Origin of the sequence: Brevundimonas denitrificans, from assembly GCF_030160755.1 — a bacterium.
Classification (GTDB): Bacteria; Pseudomonadota; Alphaproteobacteria; order Caulobacterales; family Caulobacteraceae; genus Brevundimonas; species Brevundimonas denitrificans.
Map to the genome: position 1 here is coordinate 68934 of NZ_BSOY01000003.1, position 11324 is coordinate 80257.

General features: G+C 70.8%; 11 protein-coding genes. 6 read left to right on the top strand and 5 right to left on the bottom strand.

What is annotated here, in order from left to right:
• The first annotated feature begins 28 nt into the window (after positions 1–28).
• Entirely contained in the window at positions 29–1183 is a 1155-nt protein-coding gene (locus QQJ79_RS01625) for a bifunctional 2-C-methyl-D-erythritol 4-phosphate cytidylyltransferase/2-C-methyl-D-erythritol 2,4-cyclodiphosphate synthase (protein ID WP_284220413.1), read from the top strand.
• Here QQJ79_RS01625 and QQJ79_RS01630 read toward each other — a convergent pair.
• Positions 1170–3488, bottom strand: coding sequence for a spermidine synthase (locus tag QQJ79_RS01630; protein ID WP_284220415.1), 2319 nt, complete (start codon positions 3486–3488; stop codon positions 1170–1172). The genes QQJ79_RS01625 and QQJ79_RS01630 overlap by 14 nt on opposite strands.
• A gap of 84 nt (positions 3489–3572) precedes the next feature.
• Between QQJ79_RS01630 and QQJ79_RS01635 the strand changes: the two genes are divergently transcribed.
• Together QQJ79_RS01635 and QQJ79_RS01640 are read left to right on the top strand one after the other, a co-directional pair.
• A complete protein-coding gene (locus QQJ79_RS01635; protein WP_284220417.1) occupies positions 3573–4064 on the top strand; it encodes a CinA family protein in 492 nt (163 codons plus the stop codon).
• Positions 4061–4291, top strand: coding sequence for a sulfurtransferase TusA family protein (locus QQJ79_RS01640; RefSeq protein WP_284220419.1), 231 nt, complete (start codon positions 4061–4063; stop codon positions 4289–4291). The genes QQJ79_RS01635 and QQJ79_RS01640 overlap by 4 nt, the downstream gene beginning before the upstream one ends.
• Here the strand turns inward: QQJ79_RS01640 and QQJ79_RS01645 are convergent.
• The gene (locus tag QQJ79_RS01645; protein ID WP_284220421.1) at positions 4254–5210 is read right to left on the bottom strand and encodes a YihY/virulence factor BrkB family protein; all 957 of its coding nucleotides are present in this window, start codon (positions 5208–5210) and stop codon (positions 4254–4256) included. The genes QQJ79_RS01640 and QQJ79_RS01645 overlap by 38 nt on opposite strands.
• Positions 5211–5375: 165 nt before the next feature.
• Between QQJ79_RS01645 and QQJ79_RS01650 the strand changes: the two genes are divergently transcribed.
• From QQJ79_RS01650 to QQJ79_RS01660, 3 genes are read left to right on the top strand one after another with little or no spacing between them, the layout of a single operon-like run.
• On the top strand, positions 5376–6689 hold the full coding sequence (locus QQJ79_RS01650) for a diguanylate cyclase domain-containing protein (protein WP_284220424.1): 1314 nt from the start codon (positions 5376–5378) through the stop codon (positions 6687–6689).
• Between the two features lie 43 nt (positions 6690–6732).
• Positions 6733–7329: an ArsR/SmtB family transcription factor gene (locus tag QQJ79_RS01655; RefSeq protein ID WP_284220426.1), complete on the top strand. Its 597-nt coding sequence runs from the start codon at positions 6733–6735 to the stop codon at positions 7327–7329.
• 5 nt (positions 7330–7334) lie between these two features.
• Positions 7335–8081, top strand: a complete 747-nt coding sequence (locus QQJ79_RS01660) for an SRPBCC family protein (protein ID WP_284220427.1) — start codon at positions 7335–7337, stop codon at positions 8079–8081.
• Between the two features lie 62 nt (positions 8082–8143).
• Here QQJ79_RS01660 and QQJ79_RS01665 read toward each other — a convergent pair whose 3' ends face one another.
• From QQJ79_RS01665 to QQJ79_RS01675, 3 genes are all read right to left on the bottom strand, one after another.
• Entirely contained in the window at positions 8144–10168 is a 2025-nt protein-coding gene (locus QQJ79_RS01665; protein ID WP_284220428.1) for a TonB-dependent receptor, read from the bottom strand.
• Positions 10165–10851: a Crp/Fnr family transcriptional regulator gene (locus QQJ79_RS01670; RefSeq protein WP_284220429.1), complete on the bottom strand. Its 687-nt coding sequence runs from the start codon at positions 10849–10851 to the stop codon at positions 10165–10167. The genes QQJ79_RS01665 and QQJ79_RS01670 overlap by 4 nt, the downstream gene beginning before the upstream one ends.
• A 106-nt stretch (positions 10852–10957) precedes the next feature.
• Entirely contained in the window at positions 10958–11188 is a 231-nt protein-coding gene (locus QQJ79_RS01675; RefSeq protein WP_284220430.1) for a c-type cytochrome, read from the bottom strand.
• Between the last annotated feature and the right edge of the window lie 136 nt (positions 11189–11324).

Sequence of the window (11324 nt, forward strand, 5' to 3'; positions counted from 1 at the left end):
GCGCAACCGCGGCGATTAGAAGGCCGGGATGACCACCGCCCTCCCCGCCTTCGCCGCCATCGTGGTCGCCGCCGGCTCCGGCTCCCGCGCGGGAGGCGCCAAGCAGTGGCGCACCCTGGGCGGCAAGCCGGTCGTGCGCTGGTCGGTCGAGGCGCTGCTGAAGGCCGGGGCCGAGGATGTCGTGGTCGTGATCGCGCGGGGGTCCGAGGCCGAGGCGCAAACCGCCCTCGCCGGCCTGTCAGGCTGGCGGCTGGCGTCAGGAGGCGCCGCCCGGGCCGACTCGGTCCGAAACGGCCTGACGGCGCTGGGCGGCCCGGCTGACCGGCCCGTCCTTATCCATGACGCCGCCCGCCCCCTCCTGGGTGCGGCCATCATCCGGCGGCTGCTCGAGGCTCTAGCCCACGCCGACGGCGCCCTGCCCGTCCTGCCGGTCACAGACAGCCTGCGCCGCGCGACCGACGGCCGCCTGTCCGGCGGCGTCGACCGCGAAAACCTGTGGCGCGCCCAGACGCCGCAGGCCTTCCGCCTTCAGACCATCATCGACGCCTATGCGGCCTGGCCCGCCGGCGAAGCCGCAACCGATGAAGCCGCCGTGGTCGAACGCAACGGCGGCGGCGTCGTGATCATTGAGGGCGACGCCCGGCTGATGAAGCTCACAATTCCGGAGGATTTCGCCATGGCCGAAGCGCTCATCCCCCGTCAGACCCGCGTCGGTCAGGGCTTCGACGCCCATCGCTGGGGGCCGGGAACCTCGGTCTGGCTGTGCGGCGTCGAGATTCCGCACGACGAGACGCTGATCGGCCATTCCGACGCCGACGCCGGCCTGCACGCCCTCACCGACGCCATCCTCGGGGCCATGGGCGACGGCGACATCGGCGACCACTTTCCGCCCACCGACCCGCAGTGGAAGGGCGCCTCATCCGACCGCTTCCTGATCCATGCCGTCGAGCGGCTGGCCGCGCGGGGCGGGCGGCTGGTCAATGTCGACGTGACCCTGATCTGCGAGCGGCCCAGGGTGAAGCCGCATCGTCAGGCCATGCGCGAACGGCTGGCGGAACTGCTGTCGCTCCCGCTGGACGCCGTCAGCGTCAAGGCGACGACGACCGAGGCCATGGGCTTCACCGGCCGCGGCGAAGGCCTGGCCGCCCAGGCCATCGCGACGATCGAGCTTACTGGCTCCTGAGCGCCTGAAGCTCGGGCGTGTCGAACATGCTGCGCTGGAGCGACCCGAACAGATTGACGTAATCGTCTGTCCACGGACGAATCGCGGTCCGGGCCGGGGTGTTCCAGCGGTCGTCGGCCATGAAGTCGGTCAGCCCTTGGGCCGTCGGCGACAGGATCAGCGCCTCGGTCGAGGCCTCGGCCATCTCGGGCGTATCGTCCCGCTCATAGTAGAGCTGATGCAGGCTCGGCTTGCCCAACGCCTGGGCGGCCGCCACGGCGGGCATGGTGATGTCGAGGTTGCGGTTCGACAGGTGCAGCAGGACCACGCCGTCCGGCTTCAACAACGCCAGATAGCCTTCGATGGCCTCGACCGTCAGCAAATGGGTCGGCACGGCGTCCGACGAGAAGGCGTCGATGATCAGCAGGTCGTAGGACCCCGGCGTCTCCTTCGCCAGTGTCAGCCGCGCGTCGCCCAGGACAGTGTTGATCGGGCCCGAGGCGCAGTGGGAGATGTAGCTGAACCATTGCGGATCGCGCGACAGCTGATCGACCATCGGGTCGATCTCGAAGAAGGTCATGGTGTCTTCGGTGCGTTTGTAGGTCGCCATGGCGCCGGAGCCCTGGCCGACCACGCCGATTTTCGCGGGCCCGCGCCGCCCGACCATGGTCGCGGCCTGGCCGATCGGGGTGGCGGCGGCGTAATACAGGGTGGGGACGCAGTCGAAGCGGCCGTCGCGGGCCTGGGCGCCGTGCAGGGTCGTGCCGTGCATCAGCACATGGACGTCGCCGCCCAGCCGCGGATCGGGGGCGTTGGCCACCCGCATCACGCCGAAGAAGCTGCGTTCCGAATAGCTCCAGTCATAACCCCGCGCGATCCACTGGGCCGACAGGGTGATCATCAGCAGGATGGCGGTGAAGAACAGCGCGCGGTCGCGGATCAGGAAGGCGCATATGGCCGCGGGCATCAACAGGACCATCGTCAGCTGGTCCATGCCGAGGGGGACGTTGGCGTAGAACCACCCGCGCGCGCCGTCGTTGGCGTCGAGCCAGATCGCCAGCAGCACCGGCGAGGCGGCGACGACCGCAGCGGCGATCAGGGTTCCCAAAGGCGCGCCGGTCAGCCGGCCCTTGCCCCATGGCCGGGCCAGGCCGACCAGCACCAGCACCAGCGGATACTCCCAAACCATGTTGAAGATGACCGGAGCCAGCAGGGCCGTGAAGGCGCCGCCGACGACGCCGCCCAGCGACATCAGCAGATAGAATTCCGTCAGCCGGTCCGGCGGGGGCCGTCTCGACGCCAGCAGCTGGTGGCACATCAGGGCGGCGAAGAAGAAGGCAGTCAGGTGCAGGCCGAACGCCAGCGACCAGTTGGCCGAACGAAAGGCCACGATCAGGACCACGATCGCGCCGGTGGCGCCCTGGATGATCAGGGTGACGTTGAGCGGGATCCACGGCCGGTTCTGAAAGGCGATGACGAAGGTCAGCAGATACAGCGCCAGAGGCAGCACCCAGAGGAAGGGGGCCGAGGCGACGTCGGTCGACAGATGGGAGGTCACGCCCAGCATCAGGCTGGACGGCGCGGCCGCCAGCAGGACGAGGACGCCCTTCTCGCGCCATGAGAGGGGCGCGCTGGCCACGAGCGGCGCGGGCTCCGACGTCTGGTCCAGCCGCCGGCGCCAGACCGTGAAGGCCAGGGCCACGACCATCAGCACGAAGGCGATGTAGCCGCCGCTCCAGCCGAACCAGCCGCGCTGCCCCGACAGGGTCGCCAGCGGCTCGATCAGGATCGGATAGGACAGCAGGGCGAGGAAGCTGCCGAGGTTGGAGGCGGCGTACAGGACATAGGGATTCTGGCCGTCGGCATGGCCGACGCGGACCCGGGCGTACCAGGCCTGCAGCAGCGGGGCCGTGGCCGAGAGCACGGCGAACGGCGCGCCCACGGACAGGGTCAGGGTGGCCAGCAGCCACATGATGGGCGCGGCGGGATCGGGATCGCCCAGCAGACCGTTGACGCTGAGCGGCAGGAACAGGGCGGCGACCAGCAGCAGGCCCAGATGGATGCTCACCTGGGTCTTGATGGATCCGACCTTCTGCAACAGGTGGGCATAGCCGTAGCCGGCCAGCAGGGCGGTCTGGAAGAAGACCATGGCGGTGTTCCACACCGCCGGCGATCCGCCCAGCATCGGCAAGACCAGTTTGGTCACCATCGGCTGGACCACGAACACCAGCGCCGCCGAGGTGAAGATCGCGACCGCGAACAGGATGGGCGTCAGCCGGTCCGGCGCGCCCGACACGATGCCGGAGTCCCCTGTGGTGTCGCTCATGCCCGCCCCGTATGCTGGCGCCGTCTCCGGGCGCATTCCGCCACCCTGAACCGACTCGCCGCCCTTTCGGAAGGCCCAGAACGCATGTTCCCTGACGACATCCAGACCCTCGCCCGTCAGGTGATCGAAGCCGCCGTCGCGCGGGGTCTGACTATCGCCACGGCCGAGAGCTGCACGGGCGGGCTCGTCGCCGGCGCCCTGACGGCGATTCCGGGTTCCTCGGCCGTCGTCGAACGCGGCTTCATCACCTACAGCAACGCCGCCAAGACCGAGCTGCTGGGTGTGCCCGCGGATCTGATCGAGGCCCACGGCGCCGTGTCCGAGCCGGTTGCCCGCGCCATGGCCGCCGGCGCCGTGACGCGGTCGTCGGCCCGGGTCGCCGTCTCGGTGACCGGCGTGGCGGGTCCGGGCGGCGGCTCGGCTGACAAGCCGGTGGGGCTGGTGCATTTCGGGGCCGTCGGCCCGGACGGCGCGTTCCATGTCGAGCGCCGTTTCGGCGACATGGGACGCGAACAGGTTCGACTGGCCAGCGTCCGCGTGGCGCTGGGCCTTCTGCTGGACCGGATCGGCGCATGATCGTCGACGCGCGCGGCCACCGCTGCCCGACCCCCAGCCTGAAACTTCAGAAGGCGATGCGTGAAGCCGGCCCCGGCGCGCGCCTGACCCTGCTGGCCACCGATCCGATGGCGCGGATCGACGTGCCGCATCTGATGGCCGGGCTGGGCGGAGAAGTGGTCTCGATCGACGAGGCCGACGGGGTGCTGACTATCGTGGTCGCGACGCCCGGCGCGCCGACAGATTGACCACCGAATCCGGCAGCGGCTCGTCGGGTTCGATTTCAGGCGCGCCCATCGATCGGGCGGCGATCTCCATCTCGGTCGCGAAGGCGCCGCCATAGAAGATGGCGTTGACGTTCCACGACAACCAGATCAGCAGGACCACAACCGCGCCGACCGATCCATAGGTCGCGCCCAGCGGCGCGATCTGCTCGACATAGATGGCGCAGAGCCAGGACGAGACGGTCGACATCACGGTCGCCACCACGCCGCCCGCGATGGACGGCGCCCAGGCCACCGGCGTTCGGTGGGACATGGCGTAGCGGTAGAGCATGGTCAGGCCGATCGCGAGCCCGAGCGCCGGCCACAATCCGTCCAGCGGCAGGCCGCCGCCGGTCGACGCCGTCCCTTCCGGACCGGCATGTTCCAGCAGCCGTGAGGTCACCACCGCGCCGGAGACGACGGTGAACAACAGGAAGGCCGCCAGGGCGACGAAGAAGGCCAGCAGGTTGAATTTGAAAAAGCCGTGCGGCTCCTTCTCGTCGTGGATCAGGTTCAGTCCGGCCAGCAGGGCCTTGAAGCCGCGGTGCGCGGCGTAGCCGCCGATGACCACGGCGAAGAAGCTCTGGGCCGAAACGGTCCGCGCCGAGGCGTTGGCCAGCCGCTCGATCTCAAGCTTGAAGATGGCGCGGGCGGCCGTCGGCATGACATCCGCAAGGGCCGCGGCCTGTTCGCTGACCTGGGTGATCGACAGCACCGCCTTGTAGAAGCCGATCAGGATGGCGATGGCCGGAAACACCGCCAGCAGGGCGAAGAAGGACACGCCGCCGGTGTAGAGCATCACGTCGCGACCCCAGCTGCGCGTGAACGCCTTGACCGACAGGCGGCCCCACAGCACGGGCGTGGCCCAGCGCGCCGCTGCTTCGATGTCCGATTTCGCCTGCAATCCGGTCCCCACACCCTGCGAGCTCGCACTACTACCCCAATTCGGCCTACGGGAAACCCGCCGTGGAAAGCGGCGGTCAACCCGTTGCTTAGGGCCGCCTGCCCTCGCTATGGTCCACGGCCATGAGACCGCGCCCTGCGCTGGGAGCGGCTGGAGATTTCGCCCTTGGGTTCCGATCCGCGCATACTGGTCGTCGCCCCTGACGACGGCCTGATCGGCCCGCTGTGTCAGGGCCTGGACGCCCTCGGCTGGCGCACCGTGACCGCCCGCTCCCTGGCCGGCGCGATCCAGGTGCTGATCGACTGGCCGCTCGAAACGGTGATTCTGGACGCCCGCCTGCCCGACGCCGTCGAGGGGATCGGCGCCCTGCGCCAGACCGTGACCCCGCGTCGCCTGCCGATTCTCGCCATCGGCCCGGACGCGGCGACGTGGGAGCCGGGACTGGCCGACATCGTCATGTCCAGTCCGCCCCACGCGGCCCAGGCGGCGCTGCGGCTGGAGAGCCTGGTCCGCTCCGCCATCGCCGAGGAGGAGGTCTCGTTACGCGAGGCGACCTTCGCCGCGCGCGGCCAGCCGCTGCCGATCGCCGATCTCGACGCCACGCCGTTGCGCGTGCTCGCCGCAGGCAAGCCCGACCGGCATTTCCTCGCCCTGTCCAACGCCCTGACCGCCCGCGGCTGCGAGGTCGTGGCCGCGCCGACGCCCTACACCGCCTTCGACTATCTGCATGAGCGACCGTTCGACGCCGCTGTCCTGTGGGGCGCCGAGGACCATACGCCGGCCCTGTCCATCGCCTCGGGCATGAAGCGGAACACGCGGCTGTATCACATCCCGGCGGTGCTCTATCTGCGCGGCTCGGGCGAGATCAACCTGTCCGAACTCTATAATCGCGGCTTCGCCGACGTCGCCGCCGCCGATACGCCCGAGGAAGAGACGGCCGAACGGATCACCGCCCTGGCCCGCGCCCATCGCCGCCACGTCGCCATCCGCAAGGCGCTGGAGAGCGCCCGCGGCTCGGGTCTGACAGACCCCATGACCGGCCTGTTCACCCCCGAACTGTTCGCCAGCCATCTGGCGCGCGTAGCCGAGGGCGCCCGCCTGCGTCGCCGCCCGCTTTCGGTCGCAGTGCTCCGCGTGTCCGAGACCGAGGCTGTGGTCGAGGCGCGCAAGGGGGGCTGGCTGGACCGCGCCCTGCCCCAGATCGGGGCCATGGTCTCGCGCCTCATCCGCACGGAAGACACCGCCGCCCGCCTGTCGCCGGACGTCTTCGCCCTGGCCCTGCCGGCGACCCACGGACCGGCCGCGCGGATCGCCGCCGACCGGATCGCCGCGGTCATCGGCTGCACCGCCTTCGACGCCGGCCCCGACCGCTCGCCTTTCGTGGTGGAGTTCGAGGTGGGCGTGGCCGAGGTCGCCGCCGGGGAATCACCGGCGACCGTGCTGGAGCGGGCCTCGAAGGACGTCCGCGTCTCCGCCTGACCATCATTTGACAAATCATTTTGTCTAATACAGGTTGGGAGCCATGACGGCCCGACCTTCCGCCCTGCTCGACGATCTGGACACCGCCCTGCTGGCGCTGGCGCCCATTCGCCGCCGCATCCTGACGGCCCTGACCGAGCCGGCCTCGGCCGCCGGTCTGGCCGAACAGCTGGGACTGCCGCGTCAGAACATCGGCTATCACCTGAACGCGCTTGAGGCCGCCGGCCTCGTTCAGCTGGCGGGAGAACGCCGCAAGCGCGGCTTCACCGAACGACTGTTCGTCGCCGCGCGGAACTATGTCTTCGACCCCGGAATGATGCAGGCCCCGCCCGACCCGGACGCGGTCGAGGCCCAGGACCGACACGCCGCCGATCACCTGATCACCACCGCCTCGACCATGGTCCGCGATGTCGCCCGCATGCGCCAGGACGCGGCCGCCGAAGGTTCGCGCCTGCTGACGCTGACGGTGGAGGCCGACGTCGCCTTCGCCACGCCCGCGGATTTCGACGCCTTCACCGAAGAGGTCAGCGCCGCCGCAGCCGCCCTCGCCCGCAAATACTCGGCCCCCTCGGGCCGCCGTTACCGCCTCACCGCCGTCGCCCATCCCGCCGTCGCCAAATCCGCTCCAGCCAGGAACTGACCGCCATGACCGAAGCCCCCGACCAGACCAGGGAAGACCACGTCCTCGTCGAGGTCACCGTCCCCGCCCCCGCGCACGCGGTCTGGGCCGCCCTGCGCGATCCGCAGAAGATCAAGGACTGGTTCGGCTGGGACGCCGACACCCTCAAGGACGAGATCGACTTCATCTTCGTCACCCACGCCGAGGCCGACGAGGCGCGACGGACCGTCACCTTCGTCGGCGTCAATGACCGCTATGAGGTCGAGGCGACCGGCGCGACGACCAGCCTCGTGCGGGTGGTGCGCTCGGCCCCCGCCGGCGACTGGTCCGACGTCTTCGACGGCATGATCGAGGGCTGGATCTCCTTCACCTGGCAGTTGGCCTTCGCCTTCGCCCGCCATCCCGGCCAGACCCGTCGCACCCTCTTCTTCTCGGGCCCGCCCCGTGCGGACCGGCTGGCCCGGTCCCTGCTCGGCCTGGACGCGGCGCCGGCGCCGGGCGAGCGCTGGGCCATGCCGCTGGGGCCGGACGACGGGGCGTCCGGCGAGGTCTGGTTCCTCGCGCGCCACCAGACGGGCGTCACGGTGGACGCCTGGGGCGACGGCCTGCTGGTGGTCGTGGACCAGCCGCCGACCGGGAAGAACCCGCGCGGCACGACCATGATGACCCTGACCACCTACGGCCTCGGCGAGGCGGCCCTCGCGGAGCTGCAGACCCGCTGGCAGGGCTGGTGGGACGAGCGGTTCGAGACCGTCGCGCCGGGCTGCGACTGACGGGAGGCTGTTTTCAACCTGGCTGATCACGGAGCCTGTCGTGGGGACCCCGCTTCGCTCGCTCACCAGCTGAAGGAAACACCGGCCCGCAAGGCGCGCGGGGGGCCAAGGCCGGCGACGCCGTTGGCGGTTTCCGACACCTCGACCGCCTCGTCGAACAGGTTGTCGGCCGCGGCGTAGAGCATGACGCCTTCGCTCACCCGCCAGTCGACGCGCGCGTCGAGCGTCAGCGCGGCGTCGAGCACGCGGCTGTTCAGGTCGTCCTCGAACCGCCGGCTCTCATACCGGCCGCGAACGCCCAGCGTCAGCCGGTCGCTCAGGCGCCAATCCGCGCCGGCCGTGGCGCTGAGGACCGGAGCCTGCGCCGGCCGCAGGCCGGTCAGTTGCGGCGCCGCCGATCCGCCGTCCACCTCGGCGTCGGTGACCGAAACGGCGCCGACGAGGGTGAGATCCTCGAAGCGATGTTCCGCAGTCAGCTCGAGCCCCACGGCCTCGATGACGCCGGCGTTCTGCCGCTGGCGCAACACGCCGCCAGCCGGGACGAAGCCTGCGCGCGGCAGGGCCGCAATGATCCCGGGTCCCTCGCCGAGGGTGACATTGACGATCGCCGACTCAATGCGGTTCACAAACAGCGTCGCGCCTAAACGGGTGCGCTCATCCTCCCACGACAGACCGGCCTCGACGCCCTGCAGCGTTTCGGGTTCGAGCGCGGCGTTGGCCTCGGTCAGGTCGTTGCCGACCCGGAAAGGACGGTGCAGCTCATTGAGAGTCGCGGGGCGAAAGCCGGAGTAGGCGGCGGCGCGCATGGCCAGATCGCCGCCGAGGTCCCGGCGGACGGCGAGGCGCGCGCTGAGGACGTCGCCGGACCGGTCCGGATAGGTCTCGTCGAGCGTCGGCAGGCCGGTCGCGCGATCCCGCTCCAGCCGCCGCGCCTGGCCATTTGCCCAGTGATCGAGCCGCAGGCCTCCGGCGACCAGCCAGGGTCCGCGGCTCCAGGCGGCCTCGGCATAGCCGCCCGCGACCGAGGTCTCCCCGCCGGCGAACCGGTCGCGGGTGAACTGGCCGGCCATGTAGCGGAACCGCTCCTGCGTCTCTCCCTCGCTGAAACGGGCGTCAGCGCCCAGCTCCCATTCCAGCCGGCCGTCGCCCAGATCAAGGCCCGCGCCGCGCAGGGCGAGATTGCCGCCCCAGCCGCTGGCGGGCGTGGCGAACTGGTCATTGGCGGGGGTCGTCGTGGACCGATCAGCCGCGACGGCGACGGATGAGTTGGCGAAGTCGCTGTCGCGGCGCCAGGCCTGGGCGCGCCAGCCGAGGCGGTTGCGGCCCGGCGTCCGCGCCAGGGTCGCGCTGTAGCCCTGTCCGCTCCCGGAGGACCGGGCGCCCGCCAGGCCGGAACCGCGCGCCTCGTCATAGGCCGAGGCATGCAGGGACAAGGCCGTCGCGCTGTCGATCCCGATGTCCGCGCGCAGGGCCCCGCTCAGCGTCTCAAGGTCCAGCGGCGTGTCGGCGGCGCCCGCCGCTGCGCCCCGCACCGGCGTGTATCCATTGGACCGGTCGTAGAGGGCCGAGCCGGTGATCGACACGCGACCCTGTCCCACGGTCGTGGCCGCTGCGATCCGGCGGCCGCCATCGCCGAGAGAGCCGTCGAGGACGCCGCCCTCGCGGCCGCGTTCCCGCAGGGCGATCACGCCCGTCAGGGCGCCCGCGCCATAGGGACCCGCGCCGGCGCCGCGGATGATGTCGAGGCCTTCCAGGCTCTCGGGCGCGACCTGCGACCAGATCACCCAGCCGCCGAACGGGTCGTTGAGCGGCACGCCGTCCAGGGTGACCAGGGTTCGGCCCGCGCCGGACGGCGCGATGGCGCGCAGACTGATCCCTTGCGTGGTCGGATTGGCGCCGAGGCTGGAGGTGCGCCGGAACAGGGAGACGGCGGGAACCGTCGCCAAGGCCTCGTCCAGCCGGGTCGCACGGTCGAGCAGCTCGCCGTCAAGCCGGATCACGGAGAAGGCGGCGTCGCCTGCGGCGGGAGGCAGGCGGGCCGCGGTCACGACAACGTCCTCAAGCTCGCGGGGTCCGTCCTGGATCATGCCATGCTCCCAATCCGGCGCCCGCCGCCGGAAGCAACCTGACGGCATTCAGGTGACGGCGCCATCCGGATGTCGCGCACTGACCTGGAGGCGTCATAGCATTCGCAGACGCGCGCTTCGATGCCCGTGCGATCCCTGATCGTCACCGCGCCCCGCGTTGTTTCCACCAGGCCAGCCTCCCGGAACGCGTCGAAGGCTCCACGGGCCGCCTTCCGCTGGACGCCGAGGATCTGCGCGACGCCGACAACGGTTTCCTGAATGGGCGCCGCGCCCATCCGGTCGTGCTGCCGCAACAGCCATTTGGCGAGGCGTTCATCGGTGCGATGGCTGAGATTGCAGACTGCGTTCTGGGCCAGCTCCACCGACAGTCGGACGCCATAATCGAGCAGGACCGCCCGAACCGAGCTCCGGCGCTCGATGATGGCGGCCAGACTTCGGATATCCACGGCCAGTCCGGTGACGTCGGACTTGGTCACCAGACGATAGGCGCCGTGTGTCTGCCCGCCCCAGCCGCCCGTGACGGCCTCATCACCCATGGAGAAGGCCTCCACAGCCTCGCCGTTCCTCATCGGAATCGTCGCGGCCACGGCGCCGGTCTCGATGAACAGGACGGTGTTGATCGCCCCTCCGACCGCCCCGATCGCCTGCCCGCGCAAGAAGGCGCGCTTCTGGCCGACGGCCATAAGGGCCATCCGGTCGTCGGCGCCCAGATCAGCCAGCAGCGCATTCGTCATCTTTCACTCACTTCATGCCTGGCCGCAGACGGAACCGGGCCCGGACGGCCTGGCGTCAGTTCGCCCGGCGGGGCGGGAACTCTCGCGTCAGGTAGGCGTGTACGGTCTGAAGGTCCTCGTCGCTGGCCTCCAGGCCGAGGCCCATCATCCGTTCGATCACCTCGGCCCAGCCGTCGGAGGTGCGGCCGTTGGCGGTGACCATGCCGATGGCGTGACAGCTGGTGCAGACCTGCTGGACCGTCTCGCGCCCCGCGCCGGCGGGAAGACCGGCCCTGACGGGGGTCACGGTCGCGGGCGGACTCTGGGGCGCAGGCGCAGGCGGCGACACAGGCAAGGCCGGCGACGACGCGGGGGGCTGGACGACGACCGGGGTTGCGGCCGCAGGCGCCGGAACAGTCGGCGCTGCCGGCGCTGCCGGAGCC

What these genes read in the sequence shown, in the direction of transcription:
- QQJ79_RS01625 (WP_284220413.1), top strand. Translation starts at nt 29, where the DNA reads ATGACCACCGCCCTCCCCGCCTTCGCCGCCATCGTGGTCGCCGCCGGC.
- QQJ79_RS01635 (WP_284220417.1), top strand. Translation starts at nt 3,573, where the DNA reads ATGTTCCCTGACGACATCCAGACCCTCGCCCGTCAGGTGATCGAAGCC.
- QQJ79_RS01630 (WP_284220415.1), bottom strand. Translation starts at nt 3,488, where the DNA reads ATGAGCGACACCACAGGGGACTCCGGCATCGTGTCGGGCGCGCCGGAC.
- QQJ79_RS01665 (WP_284220428.1), bottom strand. Translation starts at nt 10,168, where the DNA reads ATGATCCAGGACGGACCCCGCGAGCTTGAGGACGTTGTCGTGACCGCG.
- QQJ79_RS01660 (WP_284220427.1), top strand. Translation starts at nt 7,335, where the DNA reads ATGACCGAAGCCCCCGACCAGACCAGGGAAGACCACGTCCTCGTCGAG.
- QQJ79_RS01640 (WP_284220419.1), top strand. Translation starts at nt 4,061, where the DNA reads ATGATCGTCGACGCGCGCGGCCACCGCTGCCCGACCCCCAGCCTGAAA.
- QQJ79_RS01655 (WP_284220426.1), top strand. Translation starts at nt 6,733, where the DNA reads ATGACGGCCCGACCTTCCGCCCTGCTCGACGATCTGGACACCGCCCTG.
- QQJ79_RS01670 (WP_284220429.1), bottom strand. Translation starts at nt 10,851, where the DNA reads ATGGCCGTCGGCCAGAAGCGCGCCTTCTTGCGCGGGCAGGCGATCGGG.